The sequence below is a fragment of the Nonomuraea glycinis genome (genome assembly GCF_035920485.1).
GTDB classification, from domain to species: Bacteria; Actinomycetota; Actinomycetes; order Streptosporangiales; family Streptosporangiaceae; genus Nonomuraea; species Nonomuraea glycinis.
Map to the genome: position 1 here is coordinate 7337248 of NZ_CP109166.1, position 16051 is coordinate 7353298.

A 16051-nucleotide genomic window follows, 5' to 3' on the forward strand; every position below is an offset into this window, starting at 1 on the left:
CTGGGCGTTTCATCGCATTCGGCACGACGGCCGCCGTCGCCTGATGACCTGAGAGGTAATCGTCGCACTTCCCACTGACAGATAACGTGGCTGACCATGGGAGCGCTTGCCGTACAAGAAGAGACTTTTGGTGGATTGTTGCGATCGTGGCGTCAGCGGCGCCGGGTGAGTCAGCTCGATCTGGCGATCGACGCCGACGTGTCGTCCCGGCACATCAGTTTCCTGGAGACCGGCCGCGCCCGGCCGAGCCGGGAGATGGTGATCAAGCTGACCGAGGAGCTGGAGGTGCCGCTGCGGCACCGCAACAGGCTGCTGGTCGCCGCCGGGTTCGCGCCGGTGTTCCCCGAGCGCGAGGTGCATGACCCCCGGCTGCGCTCGGTACGGGAGGCGCTGGACAAGATCCTGGCCGGCTGCGAGCCGTACCCCGCGCTGGTCGTGGACGCCGGATGGAACCTGGTGGCGGCCAACTCGGCGGCCGCCCTGTTCATGGACGGCGTGCCGGCCGAGCTGCTGCGCGAGCCGGTCAACGTGATGCGCCTGTCGCTGCACCCCGACGCGATGGGCGGCAGGCTGGTCAACCTCGCCGAGGTGCGGGCCCACCTGCTGCACCGGCTGCGCAGGCAGGCCGAGATGTCGGGCGACGGGCGGCTGGCCGAGCTGCACGACGAGCTCGTCGGCTACGTCTATCCGGGCGTCGACCTCACTGTGGCGCATGTCCCCGGTCCCTCCGACATCCTGCTGCCGTTGCGGATCAGGCACGGCGCCACGATCCTGTCGATGTTCACCACCCTCGCCACGTTCGGCTCGCCCGTGGACGTGACGGTCTCCGAGCTGGCCATCGAGATGTTCTGGCCCAACGACGAGGAGACCGCCGCCGCCTTCGGCTGAGCCCGGTTACTGCTCCCGGTCACCCCTCCTGGTCACAGCTCCCGGCCACCGCTCTCCGGTCACGGCTCTCCGGTCACCGCTCGGAGTGCACGACGTCGCGGTGGATGCGCGACAGCGGCACGCCGTCGGACTGCAGGCGGGAGACCGTCTCGTCGACCATGGCGGCCGGCCCGCACACGTACACCTCGTGCTCGGTCCAGGAGCGCAGCCGCTGCGTCACCTCCGGAAGACGGCCGCGCCTGCCGTCGTAGGCGGGCTCGTCCGAGACCACGGGCAGCACCTGCAGCCAGGGGAAGGACGACTCCATCCGGATGAGGTCCGGCAGGTCGTACAGCTCGGCCGAGGTGCGCGCGCCGTACAGCAGGTGGATGCCGGGCCGGTGGCCGGAGGCGATGACCTGCTCGATGATCGCCTTCAGCGGCGCCAGCCCGGTGCCGCCCGCCACGAACAGCAGGTCGCGGGGCTTGTCCTCCGGCGCCGCCATGGTGCCCATCGGCGGCCCGAGCATGAGCGTGTCGCCGACGCGGGTGTCCCTGATCAGGGTGCCGGAGACCCACCCGCCGGGGACCGAGCGCACGTGCAGCCGGATCGAGTGGTCCGCACGCGGCGCGTTCGCGATGGAGAACGTCCGCCACACCCGCGGCCAGCGCGAGACCTGCACGTTGACGTACTGACCGGCCGTGTACGGCAGCGGCTGCGTGGGGCGCAGGGTGATGACCGCGATGTCGTCGTGCGGGCGCCGGTGCTCGACGACCTCCGCCAGCCACCACGCGGGGGAGACGCCCGCGTCGGCCTCGGCGGACTCGATCATGATGTTGGCCGCCGCGGTGTAGGCCGACACCCACGCGGCCTCGATCTCGTCGTTCCAGATCTCGCCGGCGAAGCGCCGCACGGTGGCCAGCATGGCCGTGCCGATGGCGGTGTAGTGCTCGGCGGTGACGCCGTACTTGCGATGGTCCCGGCCCATCTGGCTGAGGAACGACGTCATGCTGCCCGGACTGTCCAGGCTCCACACGACGCGGGTCAGCGCGCCGAAGAGCCGATCCCGCTGTACGTCCAGGGCAGGGGGGAACATCCCGCGCAGATGCGGGTTCTCGGCGAACAGCCGGCCGTAGAAGTAGGCGGCCGCCTTGTCGGCCACCGGTTCGATGAGGGCGAAACTCTCTTTTACCAGACGCGGATTTATCGACATATACCCAACCCGTCCTCTTGACCGGAATCGAACTCCGATCGTCGTGGCCCACCTCCCTGACGGTTCCGGGTGACGAGCGTCCGGTCGACCCCGGCACGTCCGGTCGCTCGAAAACCAGTGTTACACCGCCGTCCCGGCCTCACAACCGATTCGCCCTAATGACGGGCACGTCTGAACTGTCCGTAACGACGCCATCATTCGCCTGAGCGCGTTTCGATCCGGCAAGGTGAATAAAACTTGCATTCGCGTTCAACGTGGAAAGCGGTCTTATCTGAATATTTCTACCGGCCGTATCCCCACCTCGCCCTCCCGCGGGCGCCCGGCCGGTCCGGACACCAGGATCGAGACAGGCAGGGGGAAGGAGATCTGCGGGAGAAGCGACATAACCGAAATGGAGTGCGTCATGATGGGCGGGTGGCTGCCCGACCGGCGCCGGCACGGACACCCGCCCCTGCCGCCTGGAGAACGCTCCCCCTGGAGAACGCATGTCCCGACCGCTGATAGGCATCACCGCCTACTTCGAAGCCGCCCGCTGGGATGTCTGGGTGCGGGAGGCGGTGCTGTCCCCACCCGCCTACGCCAAGGCCGTCGAGCGGGCCGGCGGCGCCCCCGTGGTGCTGCCACCGCTCAACCCGCACGCCGCCGACGACTACGTACGCGGGCTGCGGGGCGTGGTGCTCACCGGCGGGGTCGAGGTCGGCGGCGCGGCCTACGGAGGCGAGCAGGACGAGCGCGTGCCCGCGGCGCAGCCGCAGCGCGACCGGTTCGAGCTGGCGCTGGCCAGGGCGGCGGTGCGGGCCGAGGTGCCCATCCTGGGCATCTCGCGCGGCATGCACCTGCTGAACGTCGCCCAGGGCGGCACCCTGATCCCGTGGCTGCCCGAGATGCTGGAGAACGACCGGCACGCCGAGCCCGCGACCCCGCACCGCATCCAGGTGAGCGTGTCCAGCAAGCTCGGCAAGGCGGTCGGCGACCACGTCGAGGTGGTCGCCCCGCACACCCAGTCGGTGCGCCGGCTCGGCACCGGCCTGCTGGCGGTGGCCTGGGCCGACGACCAGATCGTGGAGGGCATCGAGCTGCAGGGACACCGCTTCGCCGTGGGCGTTCAGTGGCATCCCGAGCGCGGGGACGACAACGGATTGTTCGATGCGCTCGTGGAAGCGGCCCGCTAGGCTGCGATCATGCCGCTGCACCCTCAGGCACGGGAGTACCTCACCGACTACCCGTCGGACTTGAACACCGACCTGGCCGAGCTGGACCTGGAGCGGATCCAGGAGATGCGCGCGCACGACGGCCTGGCCGCCCAGCGCGGGCCGTTGCCGCAACTGCCGCACGTCCGCGACGAGACGGCCGAGGGCGTGCCCGTGCGCATCTACCGCGCCGACCGCGGCGACGAGCCGCTGCCCGTGGTCGTCTACTTCCACGGCGGCGGCTGGGTGTTCGGCAGCGTCCGGCGCAACGACGCGCTCGGCCGCGATCTGGCCATCCGCACCGGCGCGGTCGTCGTCTCCGTCGACTACCGCCTCGCCCCCGAGCACCCGTTCCCGGCCGCCGCCGACGACGCCTGGACCGTGCTGCGCGACATCTTCGCCCGGCCCGCCTTCTACCAGAGCAACGGCAGCATCGCCCTGGTCGGCGACAGCGCGGGCGGCAACCTCGCCGCCGTGGCCGCCTGGCAGGCGCGCGACGCCGGGCTGCGCCTGGCCCACCAGGTGCTGATCTATCCGGTGCTGGACACGCGCCAGGACACCCCCAGCTACACCGAGTTCGCCAAGGGGTTCGGCCTGGACGCCGAGGAGATGGCCTGGTTCGTCCGGCAGTACGCCGCCGGCGCCGACCTGGCCGACCCGCGCCTGTCGCCGCTGCGCCTGCCGTCACTGGCCGGCCTGGCGCCGGCCACCGTGCTGACCGCCGGCTGCGACGTGCTGCGCGACGAGGGCGAGCGCTACGGCGAGCGGCTGGCCGAGGCGGGCGTGCCCGTCGAGGTGCGCAGGTTCGACGGGGCGGTGCACAGCTTCTTCGGCCTGCCGAGGCTGTTCGACCAGGCGGTCGAGGCCCGTGACTACGTCGCGGCGCGCCTCAGGACGTCGCTGTGAGCCTCAGAGCGTCCCTGTGAGCTGAGCACGGGGTTCCCCGCGCCCCCGGCCGCCCCGCGCCTGTCGCCTCGCCCCGCGCGCCGGCCGCCCCCGCGCCTGTCGCCTCGCCCCGCGTCTCGCGCCGGTCGCCTCGCGTCTCGCGCCTGTCGCCGTGCCTCGCGGTCCGCGCGAGAAGCGGTCCGCGGCCTTCTCCTGAGCGGTGGTTTCACCCGCGTGCCGAGGGTAGGCGCAAACCCATGCACGACAAAGAAGTGGCTGGTCACCAAGGGCGCCGGCACGCGCACGCGGCGGGCCTGTCAGCCGAGGCCGAGAACGCTGCCCCGGGGGACGAAGCAGCGGCCCGACGACGCCCGGCCGGCCACCCGAACGCAGAGGAGGTCGCTCACCCTCCCATGCGGAGGTAGGTGAACCAGGCCGAGGCCGAAGAGGCGCGCGAGAGGGATTCCCCTCCGGCCGAGGCATGCGGACCGGCGACGACGGGCGGCGGGCGGGCAGAGGCGACGGTCAGAAACTGCGGGGCAGGCCCAGCACCTGGGTTGCGAGGAAGTTGAGCAGCAGCTCCTCCGTCACAGGTGCGACCTTCCCGATCCGGGCGTCGGTGAGCAGTCTGGCAACGGGGTATTCCAGTGAGTACGCCATGCCGCCGTGCGTCTGGAACGCCGCGTCGGCCGCCTCCCACGCCGCCTGCGAGGCCGTCAGCTTGGCGATGTTGGCCTCGGTGCCGCACGGCAGCCGCCGGTCGAACGACCAGGCCGCCTTGTAGATCATCAGCCGGGCCAGCTCGATCTTGGCCTTGACCTGGGCAAGCGGGAACGCGATGGCCTGGTTCGCGCCGATCGGGCGGCCGAACACCTCGCGTTCCTTGGCGTACGCGACGGCCACCCGCAGCGCCACCTCGGCCCCGCCCAGCGCGGAGGCCGCCAGCAGGATGCGCTCCGGGTTGAGGATGTCCCACAGCACCGCCGCGCCCTCGTCGACCTGCCCGACCACGCTGGTGGCGGGCACCCGCAGGTCGTCGATGAAGACCATGTTGGACGGGGTGGTGTTGGCGCCCAGCTTGGGGATCGGCTGGTAGGACAGCCGCCCGGCCGCGACCGCCTCCGGCACGTTGACCAGGAAGACGGTCAGCCCGCTGGTGCGCGGCTTGGCCTCGGCCGCCGGGATCGTCCTGGTGACCAGGAGCATCCAGGTGGCCCGCTGCACGCCGGTGATCCAGATCTTCTGGCCGTTGATCACATAGTCGCCGCCGTCGCGGCGGGCCGACGTGGTGATCGCCAGCGAGTTGGACCCGGCGTCCGGCTCGGTCAGCGCGAAGCAGGTCTCCACCTCGCCGGTGGCCAGCCGCGGCAGCAGCTCCGCCCGCTGCTCGTCGCTGCCGTGCCTGGCCAGGGTCAGCGCGCCGAATCCGGGCGTGAGCACGTACGTGAAGGCCGAACCGCCCGCCGCGCCCGAGGCCGCGATCGTCTCGGTGGCCACGGCGAGCTCCAGCAGCCCCTGCCCGCCGCCGCCGTACTCCTCCGGGACGGCCAGGCCCAGCCAGCCGCCCTTGCCGAGCTCCGCCCAGACCTCCTCGGGCCAGCGCTTGTCGCTCTCGCAGCGCTGCCAGTAGTCCAGGTCGTACCGGGAGCAGATGTCGCCGATGCCGCGCTGCACCGCGAGGGCGCTCTCGGGGAGGGAGAAGTCCATTACGTCATGGTAGGAGAATCCGCCGCAGGCCGAGGGCGGCGCGCGTGGAAGACGAACGCGGGAGGCGCGTTGCGCCACACCGTCCGCCCGGCCACGACCTCCTCGAACCGGTCGGCCAGCAGCGCGCGGAAGCGGCGGGCCCGCGCCAGCGGGATCGCGTGCACGTAGGAGAACGTGGTGAAGGCGCCCGACGGATTCATCGCCGAGGTCACCGCGCTCAGCAGCCCGCGCTGCAACTCACGGGGGAAGGCCGCCCACGGCAGGCCGCTGACCACCACGTCCGCCTGGCGCAGTCCCCGCTCCGCGAGCAACTCGGTCAGCCGGGCGGCGTCCCCGTGCACCACGTCGACCTTGGGGAAGCGCGCTGCCAGGATCTTCGCCATCGGCTCGTTGAGCTCCACCGCCAGGTGATGGCCACGTCCCCCCAGCCTGCGCTGGATCTCCAGCGTGAACGGGCCCGTACCGGGGCCCAGCTCGACCACGGTCGGCTCACCGCGCTCGGGCACCGGCGCGCAGACCGCCGCCGCCAGGCGCTGAGAGCTGGGGGCGATGGCGCCGATGCTGGCCGGCGCCCGCAGGAACTGGCCGAGGAACAGTGCGCTGTCGTTCGACATGTCATTGACGGTATGGGTAAAGATCTGATGCTGCGTCCATCCAGGGGGCGGAGCTCCGGCCACAAGGAGGAGACGGTATCCCTCTCCCGGAGGACTGTCCCGGGGCCTGACCTGGATACCTTTACCTCATGAGTTGGCGTTGGCGCGGCGTGCCTTTCGATCTGCTCCTCGCCGCGGCCGGCGTCGGCCTGGACCTGCTGATGTCCGGTCAGGCGCGGACAGCGGACCTGCCGCCGCATCTCACGGTCCTGCCGCTGGCCTTACTGGTCGGCGCGCCGATGGGCTTCGTGCGGCGATGGCCGCTGCCGACCGCCCTGTGGCTGTCGGCAGCCCTGGTCCTCACCGACCGGATCGAGGCGTTCAGCTCCAACACGGCGCAGATGCTGCTGCTCGTGGCGGTCGGCGTCACCGCCTACAGCGCGGGCCGGCGCGCCCTCGCGGTCGCCGTGGGGGTGGCCGGGATCGCCACCGGGATCAACCTGGCGGATCCGGGTGTGGCCTTCAACGCGTGGCTGTACGCCGCGGGAATCACCCTGTTCCCCGCGATCGTCGGCGGCTACCTGCGCGGATCGGCAGGCCGGCCGGAGCACCGCGACATCACCCCGGACGTGCTCCTGGCCGCGGGCGGGGTCGCGCACACCGTGCTCAGCACCTGGACGAGCTGGCATGCCGGAGGCCGGCCCGCCTGGGCCATCGGGCTGCTCGCCGTCGCGGCCGGCCTGGCGCTCGGCGTCGCCAGGCGGCTGCCCGGACTGGTCTTCCTGTTCCAGGCCGTCCTGCTGGTGGCCGCCGACGCCTACCTCACCGAGGCGGTCAACACCTGCCTGGTCCTGACCCTCGTCGCGCTCGGCGTGTTCGCCATGCGGGTGGCCTCCTGGACCTGGACGTCCCTCGCCTATCTCGCCACCTGCGTGCTCGCCGCCGTCGCGGTCGTCGGTCCGGGCACCGAGGTGACCGCGTTCCGCGCCGCCGTGCTGTGCGCGCTGGTGGTCACGCCGGTCGCGATCGGCCGCTACCTCGGCGTCAAGCAGGCCGCCACCGCGGCCGAACGGCTGCGGGCGAGCGAGTCGACCAGGCTCACCGTGGCGCAGGTCCGCGCCGACCAGCTCGCCGAGCGCGAGCGCATCGCCCGCGACGTGCACGACATCGTCGCCCACCACGTCGGCGCCATGGTGCTGCGGGCCAGCGCCGCCCGCTACACCGCGCCGGACGGCCCGGTCGCCGACGCGCTGACCGACATCCGCGAGACCGGCCACCAGGTGCTGCAGGACCTGCGCGGGCTGATCGACCTGCTGCGCGACCCTGACCGCCAGCCCGGCCTGCTCGCCGACCCCGCCGACGTGGTGCGCGAGTCGGCCGAGCGGATGGCGGCCGCCGGACTCGTGGTGGACTTGACCCTCGACCCTGACACCGCCCACGCCTCGCTCATCGCCCGGACCTCGGCGGCCCGCATCGTCCAGGAAGGCCTCACGAACGTGCTCAAACACGCAGGACCAGGGACGAAGGTCCGCGTCTGCGTCTGCTCCGACGGCGACGGCCTGGCCGTCGAGATCCGCAACGGCCGCCCGCCCACCGGCATCGAGCGCCTGCCGTCCTCCGGCCGGGGCCTGGCGGGCATGCGCGAGCGGGTCAAGGCGCTCGGCGGCACCCTGACCGCCGGCCCCGTCGAGGACGGCGGCTGGCTGCTGGCCGCCAGCCTGCCCGCCACCAGGGGCGCCGCGTGATCCGTGTGCTCATCGCCGACGACCAGGCCTTGGTCCGCGCGGGCGTGCGGATGCTGTTGCAGGCCAACAGCGACATGGAGGTGGTCGGCGAGGCCGGCGACGGCGCCGAGGCGGTGCGGCTGGCCGAGCGGCACCTGCCCGACGTCATCCTGATGGACCTGCGCATGCCCAGGGTCGACGGCCTGGAGGCGATCCGCCGCGTGCTCGCCGCCCGGCCCGGCGCCCGGATCGTGGTGCTGACCACGTTCGCCGAGGACGCGAACGTGTACGCCGCCCTGCGCGCCGGGGCCGTCGGCTTCCTGGTCAAGGACGACGAGCCGGAGCGCATGGTCGACGCCGTGCGCCGGGCCCACGCCGGCGAGCAGCTCCTGGCGCCCTCCGTGCTGCGCCGCGTCGTCGAGCGCTTCCTCGACGCCGAGGAGCGGGCCGCCGTGCCCGGCCCCCGCGGGCTCACCGAGCGGGAGGTGGAGGTGCTCGCCCTGGTGGGCACCGGCCTGTCCAACGCGGAGATCGCGGAGAGGCTGCACGTCGGCGTCACCACCGTCAAGACCCACATCGCGGCCGCGATGGAGAAACTCGGCCTGCGCAATCGCATCCAGGCGGCGGTGGTCGCGCACCGCAGCGGCCTGGTCGACGCCTCCTTCCGCCCGGTGCGTCCACCGCGTGGCGGACCGGCGAATAGCCCGCCAGGCTGACGACCGGCGGCGGGCGCGGCGACGATCCTGTTGGTCCTCATCGCACGACCGGAAGGACCACCACGATGTACGACACCGCCCCCCAGGACGCCCGGCCCGGCACCGGCACCGCCCCCGCCAAGCCGGTGCCCGCCGGCCTGCTGTACACCCTGCGCGTCGCCATCGTCGCCCAGGCGGTGACCCTCGTGGTGACGGCCTCGCTCGCCGGCCAGTCGGTGTCCACCGACGGCGCGATGGGCGAGGCGCACGTGATGGCAGGGATGCTCGTCCACCTCGTCGCGCTGGTGCAGATCATCTGCGCCGTGCTCGTCTGGCGGCCCGGCCGCGGCGCCGGCTGGCCCGCCCTGGTCAGCTTCGGCCTGTTCCTCGTCGGGATGGCCCAGCACTTCACCTGGGAGCTGCTCAGCGCGCACGTGCCCAACGGCGTCATCCTGTTCGGTCTCATCACCGCGATGCTGCTGTGGGCGTGGTCGCCGGGGGCCTCCCGCCGCCGCTAGGGTCGAGAGTGTGTACGTGAAGATCTGCGGGCTGAGCGAGCCCGAGCACGTGGCCGCCGCCGTCGAGGCGGGCGCCGACGCCATCGGGTTCGTGCTGACGGCGAGCCCCCGCCAGGTGAGCCCGGAGCGCGCGGCCGAGCTCGCCGCCCTGGTCCCCGACCGGGTGCTGACCGTCGGCGTCTTCCGCGGCGAGGACCCCGCCACCGTGCGGGCCGCCGCCCTGGCCGCCGGGGTGCGCGGCATCCAACTGCACGGCAAGCACCCGCACGGCGACTTCACCGCGCTGAAGGACCTCGGCCGCACCCTCGTCCGAGCCGTCGACGCGCGTGCCGACCTGCGCTGCGGCGCCTTCGACGAGAGCCTGCTGATCGTCGACGCGCCGCGCCCCGGCTCGGGGGAGCCGTGGGACTGGGCGGCGGTGCGCGGCCGCCCCACCGGCCGGTGGCTGCTCGCGGGCGGCCTGGACCCGGCCAACGTGGCCGAGGCGGTGGCCGCGGCCGGGCCGTGGGGGGTCGATGTGTCCAGCGGGGTCGAGACCGCGCCGGGCGTCAAGGATTCCGCGCTCATCGCCCGCTTCCTCACGGCGGCCCGCGGTGCCGTCTGAGCTCAGCCGCGCGCTCGCCTTCCAGCGGGGGTTCGCCCGCCGCAGAGCACCCAGGACCGTCGACGTGCCCGGAGGCTTCGCGGTGCTCGACGACCGCTATCCAGGCTCCTACGACGACAACAAGCTCATCCTCTGGGACGCCGGCGATCCCGCCACGGTGCTGCGGACGGCCGAGGAGGTGCTGGCCGGCTTCGAGCACCGCCTGGTCCACGTGGACGACGACGAGCTCGGCGCGGCTCTCACACCCGCGTTCACCGCGGCCGGCTACCGGCCCGCCGTCAACCTCGTCATGGCGTTCCACGGCGACCCGCCCGGGGGTGAGCCCGCGGCCGAGCACCTGGACCTGGAGACGCTGGTGCCCGCGCTGCGCCGGCACTGGCGCGAGAGCCTGCCGGACGCCCCGGAGCCGACGATCGAGCAGCTCGCCAGGCGGGTGGAGACCCGGCTGCGCGGCGCCGACCTGGTCGGCTTCCGTGGCGTGCGCGCCGCCGACGGCGAGCTCGCCGCCCGGGCGGACCTCTACGTGCACGACGGCGTCGCGCAGATCGAGGATGTCTACACCGCCCTGCGCCACCGGGGCCGAGGCCATGCCCGTACGCTCCTGAGGTCGCTGCTGGCCGAGGCGGCGGGCGGGGAGCCGGTCTTCCTGGTCGCCGACGCCGACGACTGGCCCAAGGACTTCTACGCCCGGCTGGGATTCGCCGGAATCGGCCGTACCCACACCTTTCTCCGGACCTGAGGGGCACGGTAGGGCGGTCCGGCAGGGTGGTCGGCGGGCGGCCGGAACCGGGCGGACGCGGCACCGCTGCGCTGGAAGTTCACGCAGTAGGGTCTGCTGCGTGAGTGAAACTTCCGCCGAGGACCGAATCTGGACGGTTCCCAACCTGCTGAGCTTCCTGCGACTTCTCGGCGTGCCCGTGTTCCTCTGGCTGGTTCTGGGGCCGAGGGCGGATGGGTGGGCCATCGCGGTCCTGGCGGTCGCCGGGTTCACCGACTGGCTCGACGGCAAGATCGCCCGGGCGTTCAACCAGGTCAGCAAGCTCGGGCGGATCATCGATCCGGCGGCCGACAAGCTCTACGTGTTCGCCACGATCGCGGCGCTGCTGGTGCGGGAGGTCATCCCGTGGTGGCTGGTGGTGATCATCCTGGGCCGGGAGCTCTTCGTCGCGAGTTTCTTCCCCGTGCTTCGTAAGCATGGATATAGGGCGCTTCAAGTGCATTTCCTGGGCAAGGCCGCCATGTTCAACCTCATGTACGCCTTCCCCCTGCTCTTCCTTGCCTCCCACTCGGGGTGGTATGCCGATATAGCGCGCGTTGTCGGGTGGGCGTTCGCGCTCTGGGGAACTGGCCTGTACTGGTGGGCGGGTGCGCTGTATGCGATACAGGTGCGCCGGCTCACCACCGCGACCACGAAGGAGTGACCGGTGAAGGCGGTCGTCATGGCGGGCGGTGAGGGCACTCGGCTGCGACCGATGACGGCCAACCAGCCCAAACCCCTGCTCCCCGTGGTCAACCGCCCGATCATGGAGCACGTCCTGCGGCTGCTCAAGCGGCACGGGATCACCGAGACCGTGGTGACCGTCCAGTTCCTGGCCGCGCTGGTGCGCAACTACTTCGGCGACGGCGACGAGCTGGGCATGCGCCTGGAGTACGCCACCGAGGACATCCCGCTGGGCACGGCGGGCAGCGTGAAGAACGCCGCCGACCGCCTGCACGACGCGCCGTTCCTCGTCATCTCCGGCGACGCCCTGACGGACATCGATCTGACGGACATGATCCGGTTTCATCGAGAGAACTCGGCTCTGGTCACCATCGGGCTGAAGCGCGTTCCCAACCCGCTCGAATTCGGCATCATCATCGTCGACGAGCTCGGCCGGGTGCAGCGCTTCCTGGAGAAGCCCACCTGGGGCCAGGTCTTCTCCGACACCGTCAACACCGGCATCTACATCATGGAGCCGGAGGTGCTGAACGAGGTGGCCGCCGGGGAGTCCGTCGACTGGGCCTCCGACGTCTTCCCCGCGCTCCTCGAACGCGGCGCCCCCATCTACGGCTACGTCGCCGACGGCTACTGGGAGGACGTCGGCACCCACGAGAGCTACCTCAAGGCCCAGGCCGACGCCCTGTCCGGCGAGGTCAGGCTGGACATCGGCGGCTTCGAGCTGTCGCCCGGCGTCTGGGTGGCCGCCTCGGCCTCCGTCGAGCCCGACGCGGTGCTCAAGGGCCCGCTGTTCATCGGGGAGTACGCCAAGGTCGAGGGCGGCGCCGAGCTGCGCGAGTACACCGTCCTGGGCAACAACGCCGTGGTCCGCGAGGGCGCCTTCCTGCACCGCGCGATCGTGCACAGCAACGTCTACCTCGGCCCCGGCGCCCACCTGCGCGGCTGCGTGATCGGCAAGAGCACCGACGTGATGCGCGGCGCCCGCATCGAGGAGAACGCCGTCATCGGCGACGAATGCGTCATCGAGGCGGAGGCGTACGTCTCCAGCGGGGTGCGCGTCTACCCGTTCAAGACCATCGAGGCGGGCGCGGTCGTCAACACCAGCGTCATCTGGGAGTCGCGCGGCCAGCGCAGCCTGTTCGGCCGGCGGGGCGTCAGCGGCCTGGTCAACGTGGAGATCACCCCCGAGCTGTGCGTGCGGCTGGCCAGCGCCTACGCCACCACCCTGAAGAAGGGCGAGCGCGTCGTCACCTCCCGGGACGCCTCGCTGGCCGCCAGGGCGCTGAAGCGGGCCGTGATCAGCGCGCTCACCGCCAGCGCCATCAACGTGCTCGACCTGGAGGCCGCGCCGCTGCCGGTGGCCCGCTTCCACTCCTCGCGGGGGACCGCCGCGGGCGGCATCGCGCTGCGCACGACCGCCGGCGACCCGCAGAGCGTCGACATCGTCATCATGGACGACCGGGGCGCCGACCTGCCGCCCGCCGCCCAGCGCAAGCTGGAGCGCGTCTTCTCCCGCCAGGAGTTCCGCCGCGCCTTCCCCGGCGAGATCGCCGAGCTCACCTACCCGTCCAGGACCGTCGAGGACTACACCTACGAGCTGCTGCGCCGGGTGGACATGACCGGCGTCAGGGACATGAAGGTCGTGGTCGACTGCGCCGGCGGCACCTCCTCGCTGGTCCTGCCCAGGCTGCTCGGCCGCGCGGGCATCGAGGTGCTCACCGTCAATGCCGTCCTGGACGACCTGTCGCCCACGGAGACGCTCGCCGAGCGCCGCCGCGACCTCCAGCGACTGTCGGAGCTGGTCAGCTCCTCACGGGCGTCCTTCGGCGTCCGCTTCGACCCGGTCGGCGAGCGGGTCGCGCTGGTGGACGAGATGGGGCAGTTCATCAGCGAGGAACGCGCCCTGCTCGTGGTGCTCGACCTGGTGGCCGCCGAGCGCCGGGGCGGCCGGGTGGCGCTGCCGGTCACCACCACCCGGGTCGCCGAGCAGGTCTGCCGCTTCCACGGTGTGGAGGTGCAGTGGACCTCCACCGCGGTCGACGCTCTCACCTCCGCCGCCGGCGGCCCCGGCATGATCTTCGCCGGTGACGGCAGGGGCGGCTTCGTGGTGCCCGAGTTCAGTCCCGCGCTGGACGGGCTGGCCGCTTTCATGCGCCTGCTGGGGCTGGTCGCCCGCACCCGGCTCTCGCTCAGCCAGATCGACGCCAGGATCCCCGAGGCCAAGCTACTCAAGCGGGCGATCCCGACGCAGTGGAAAGCCAAGGGGGCGGTGATGCGCTCGGTCATCGAGGCGGCCGAGTCCGCCGCCGAGGGCTACCATATCGACACCACCGACGGGGTGCGGGTGGTGGGGGACGACGGAAGCTGGGTGCTCATCCTGCCCGCCGCCACCGAGCCCGTCACCGACCTGTGGGCCGAGGCTTCCGACGTGGACAGCGCCCAGCTCCTGCTGGAGCGCTGGGCCGCCGTGGTCGAGCAGGCCGCCATGTGACCGCCCGGGACCGCGCCCATGACCCCGGGGCGACGGTGATTTGTCGGATGGCGTGCAAGATCGTAATGTTAGAAGGCGCGGCGGCATGGACCTTCAGGCAGGGACGGCGGTAACTTTGTCAGCGTCCGAACCTGTCGTCCAGCGCCCCGCCTTGACCTTTGCCGCTGATCAGCGTAAGTTGCGGCATTCGCAAACTTGAGAGCGAAGCGAGGCGCGCCCCGAGCACCGTTGCCGCGTCTTCGCGGTAGGAGGCCGAGCCGATCGATGCCGAGCGTCTACTGCACGCAGTGCGGGCACGCCAACCCCGAGGATGCCCGTTTCTGTTCCCGCTGTGGGTCACCCTTGACCAGACACGAGGTCTCGGGGGACACCACTTCGACGATCTCCGTCGCGGGAATCGAGGCGTACGAGGCAGAGACCGGTGACATGCTGCTGGCCGAGCGGGCGCTGGTCGAACAGCTCCCGCCGGGCACGGCGTTGCTGTCCGTGACCAGAGGGCCCAACCAGGGCAGCCGTTTCCGGCTCGACAAGGACCTCACCACCACCGGGCGCCATCCGGAGAGTGACATCTTCCTCGACGACATCACCGTCTCCCGCCGGCACGTGGAGTTCTACCGCCAGCGCGGCGGCCTGTTCTCCGTGCGCGACGTGGGCAGCCTCAACGGCACCTACGTCAACAGGGAGCGCATCGAGGAGGTCCCGCTGCACTCGGGCGACGAGGTGCAGATCGGAAAGTTCCGGCTGTTGTTCCTGATGCGGACACCCGCCGGCGCATGACCTCGCAGGCGGCACGCTCGCACATGAGCATCGGGGAGGTGCTCGCCCTCCTGCAGGGCGAGTTCCCCGACGTCACCGTCTCCAAGATCCGTTTCTTGGAGGGGGAGGGGCTCATCGAGCCGGAGCGGACCCCGTCGGGCTTTCGCAAGTTCACTCACCTGCACGTCCAGCAGCTCCGCTACATCCTCACCGAGCAACGCGACCATTACCTGCCGCTGAGGGTGATCAAGGACAAGATGGCGGAGAGCTTCGCCCGTCCCCGCGCCGTCCAGGACAAGCAGGAGGTGCGCCTCAGCCGCGCCGAGCTGCTCGAGGCGGCCGGGCTCGACGAGGAGACGCTCACCGAGCTGGAGGACTACGGCCTGCTCGCGGCCAAGGCCAGGCGCTACGACGAGGACGCGCTCAAGGTGGCGCGCAGCGTCGGCGCGCTGGCCCGTTTCGGGCTGCACGCCCGGCACCTGCGGGCGGTCAAGGCGGCGGCCGAGCGCGAGGCCGGCCTGGTCGAGCAGACCGTGGCGCCGATCCTGAAACGGCGGGCGCCGGGGGCGATCGGCGAGGCCGACGAGGTGGCCAGGGAGCTGTCCACGCGCCTGCTCGAACTGCACGAGGCCCTGCTGCGCACGGGCGTGCGGAGCGTTCTCGGGCGATGAGCGGCCCGAGGGACATTCAGGGCTCCTCGGGTGTTACGTTGAATTGCAGAAGCGGACCAGCAATGAGCTGTGCCGGGTCGCCGGCCAGTCGAATATGGAGCAGCCCGTGTTGCAGATGGAGGTCGTGGGTGTCCGCGTAGAGATGCCCACAAATCAGCCGATCGTCTTGCTCAAGGAGGCACACGGGGAACGGTTTCTGCCTATTTGGATTGGCATGACCGAAGCAACGGCCATCGCCCTCGCCCAGGCGGAGGAGCCTCCGCCCAGGCCGCTCACGCATGACCTGTTCCGGGACGTGCTGAGCGCGCTCGGCGTGGGCCTGCGCGCCGTCAACATCGTCGCCCTGCGTGACGGGATCTTCTTCGCCGACCTGGTCTTCTCCAACGGCGTGGAGGTGAGCGCCAGGCCGTCCGACTCCATCGCGCTCGCGCTGCGCACCGGAGCCCGCATCTTCGCCAGCGAAGAGGTGGTCCAGGAAGCCGGAGTGATCATCCCCGACGACCAGGAGGACGAGGTGGAGAAGTTCAGGGAGTTCCTTGACACGATCTCTCCCGAAGACTTTGGCAGGGCGGGGTAGGTATTTCAGTGCATTTACGCTTCACGACGCGCCGAGCCGGATCGTTGACTGAGCATGGTCACGGTCCTACGGTGCAAGTGAAACCCGTGGCCCCCTTTTTACGAACCCCCAGATCAGGCCGC

The 16051-nt window shown here is 71.4% G+C and carries 16 protein-coding genes; 13 read left to right on the forward strand and 3 right to left on the reverse strand.

Annotated elements, in window-relative coordinates; genetic code table 11:
- The first annotated feature begins 96 nt into the window (after nt 1-96).
- On the forward strand, nt 97-888 hold the full coding sequence (locus tag OHA68_RS34345; RefSeq protein ID WP_327103952.1) for a helix-turn-helix domain-containing protein: 792 nt from the start codon (nt 97-99) through the stop codon (nt 886-888).
- A 73-nt stretch (nt 889-961) separates the two neighbouring features.
- Here OHA68_RS34345 and OHA68_RS34350 read toward each other — a convergent pair whose 3' ends face one another.
- Nucleotides 962-2029 carry a globin domain-containing protein gene (locus tag OHA68_RS34350; protein WP_327103953.1) on the reverse strand — a complete coding sequence of 356 codons (1068 nt, stop codon included), beginning with the start codon at nt 2027-2029 and terminating at the stop codon, nt 962-964.
- A 536-nt stretch (nt 2030-2565) separates the two neighbouring features.
- Here OHA68_RS34350 and OHA68_RS34355 point away from each other — a divergent pair.
- Nucleotides 2566-3252: a gamma-glutamyl-gamma-aminobutyrate hydrolase family protein gene (locus tag OHA68_RS34355; RefSeq protein ID WP_327103954.1), complete on the forward strand. Its 687-nt coding sequence runs from the start codon at nt 2566-2568 to the stop codon at nt 3250-3252.
- Nucleotides 3253-3261: 9 nt separating this feature from the next.
- Complete coding sequence (locus OHA68_RS34360; protein ID WP_327103955.1) at nt 3262-4176, forward strand: alpha/beta hydrolase; 915 nt, start codon at nt 3262-3264, stop codon at nt 4174-4176.
- A 504-nt stretch (nt 4177-4680) separates the two neighbouring features.
- Here the strand turns inward: OHA68_RS34360 and OHA68_RS34365 are convergent.
- Both OHA68_RS34365 and OHA68_RS34370 read right to left on the reverse strand, forming a co-directional pair.
- Nucleotides 4681-5862 (reverse strand): acyl-CoA dehydrogenase family protein, encoded by a 1182-nt coding sequence (locus OHA68_RS34365; protein WP_327103956.1) that lies wholly within the window; start codon nt 5860-5862, stop codon nt 4681-4683.
- Nucleotides 5862-6476 (reverse strand): class I SAM-dependent methyltransferase, encoded by a 615-nt coding sequence (locus OHA68_RS34370; protein WP_327103957.1) that lies wholly within the window; start codon nt 6474-6476, stop codon nt 5862-5864. The genes OHA68_RS34365 and OHA68_RS34370 overlap by 1 nt, the downstream gene beginning before the upstream one ends.
- 128 nt (nt 6477-6604) lie before the next feature.
- On the opposite strand from OHA68_RS34370, the gene OHA68_RS34375 reads away from it, so the two are divergent.
- From OHA68_RS34375 to OHA68_RS34420, 10 genes are all read left to right on the forward strand, one after another.
- Nucleotides 6605-8200 carry a sensor histidine kinase gene (locus OHA68_RS34375; protein WP_327103958.1) on the forward strand — a complete coding sequence of 532 codons (1596 nt, stop codon included), beginning with the start codon at nt 6605-6607 and terminating at the stop codon, nt 8198-8200.
- Nucleotides 8197-8895, forward strand: coding sequence for a response regulator transcription factor (locus OHA68_RS34380; protein ID WP_327103959.1), 699 nt, complete (start codon nt 8197-8199; stop codon nt 8893-8895). The genes OHA68_RS34375 and OHA68_RS34380 overlap by 4 nt, the downstream gene beginning before the upstream one ends.
- Before the next feature lie 65 nt (nt 8896-8960).
- Nucleotides 8961-9392 carry a hypothetical protein gene (locus tag OHA68_RS34385; RefSeq protein WP_327103960.1) on the forward strand — a complete coding sequence of 144 codons (432 nt, stop codon included), beginning with the start codon at nt 8961-8963 and terminating at the stop codon, nt 9390-9392.
- 10 nt (nt 9393-9402) lie between these two features.
- Nucleotides 9403-9996, forward strand: a complete 594-nt coding sequence (locus tag OHA68_RS34390) for a phosphoribosylanthranilate isomerase (protein WP_327103961.1) — start codon at nt 9403-9405, stop codon at nt 9994-9996.
- Complete coding sequence (locus OHA68_RS34395; RefSeq protein WP_327103962.1) at nt 9986-10735, forward strand: GNAT family N-acetyltransferase; 750 nt, start codon at nt 9986-9988, stop codon at nt 10733-10735. The genes OHA68_RS34390 and OHA68_RS34395 overlap by 11 nt, the downstream gene beginning before the upstream one ends.
- A 100-nt stretch (nt 10736-10835) precedes the next feature.
- The gene (locus tag OHA68_RS34400) at nt 10836-11417 is read left to right on the forward strand and encodes a CDP-alcohol phosphatidyltransferase family protein (RefSeq protein WP_189139138.1); all 582 of its coding nucleotides are present in this window, start codon (nt 10836-10838) and stop codon (nt 11415-11417) included.
- A 3-nt stretch (nt 11418-11420) separates the two neighbouring features.
- A complete protein-coding gene (locus OHA68_RS34405) occupies nt 11421-13925 on the forward strand; it encodes a mannose-1-phosphate guanyltransferase (RefSeq protein ID WP_327103963.1) in 2505 nt (834 codons plus the stop codon).
- Nucleotides 13926-14189: 264 nt separating this feature from the next.
- Complete coding sequence (locus tag OHA68_RS34410) at nt 14190-14702, forward strand: FHA domain-containing protein (RefSeq protein ID WP_189139136.1); 513 nt, start codon at nt 14190-14192, stop codon at nt 14700-14702.
- A 23-nt stretch (nt 14703-14725) separates the two neighbouring features.
- The gene (gene ftsR / locus OHA68_RS34415; protein WP_229699333.1) at nt 14726-15352 is read left to right on the forward strand and encodes a transcriptional regulator FtsR; all 627 of its coding nucleotides are present in this window, start codon (nt 14726-14728) and stop codon (nt 15350-15352) included.
- A 106-nt stretch (nt 15353-15458) separates the two neighbouring features.
- On the forward strand, nt 15459-15929 hold the full coding sequence (locus OHA68_RS34420; RefSeq protein WP_082310546.1) for a bifunctional nuclease family protein: 471 nt from the start codon (nt 15459-15461) through the stop codon (nt 15927-15929).
- Nucleotides 15930-16051: the final 122 nt, after the last annotated feature.

What these genes read in the sequence shown, in the direction of transcription:
- OHA68_RS34345 (WP_327103952.1), top strand. Translation starts at nt 97, where the DNA reads ATGGGAGCGCTTGCCGTACAAGAAGAGACTTTTGGTGGATTGTTGCGA.
- OHA68_RS34355 (WP_327103954.1), top strand. Translation starts at nt 2,566, where the DNA reads ATGTCCCGACCGCTGATAGGCATCACCGCCTACTTCGAAGCCGCCCGC.
- OHA68_RS34360 (WP_327103955.1), top strand. Translation starts at nt 3,262, where the DNA reads ATGCCGCTGCACCCTCAGGCACGGGAGTACCTCACCGACTACCCGTCG.
- OHA68_RS34365 (WP_327103956.1), bottom strand. Translation starts at nt 5,862, where the DNA reads ATGGACTTCTCCCTCCCCGAGAGCGCCCTCGCGGTGCAGCGCGGCATC.
- OHA68_RS34370 (WP_327103957.1), bottom strand. Translation starts at nt 6,476, where the DNA reads ATGTCGAACGACAGCGCACTGTTCCTCGGCCAGTTCCTGCGGGCGCCG.
- OHA68_RS34375 (WP_327103958.1), top strand. Translation starts at nt 6,605, where the DNA reads ATGAGTTGGCGTTGGCGCGGCGTGCCTTTCGATCTGCTCCTCGCCGCG.
- OHA68_RS34385 (WP_327103960.1), top strand. Translation starts at nt 8,961, where the DNA reads ATGTACGACACCGCCCCCCAGGACGCCCGGCCCGGCACCGGCACCGCC.
- OHA68_RS34410 (WP_189139136.1), top strand. Translation starts at nt 14,190, where the DNA reads ATGCCGAGCGTCTACTGCACGCAGTGCGGGCACGCCAACCCCGAGGAT.
- ftsR (WP_229699333.1), top strand. Translation starts at nt 14,726, where the DNA reads ATGAGCATCGGGGAGGTGCTCGCCCTCCTGCAGGGCGAGTTCCCCGAC.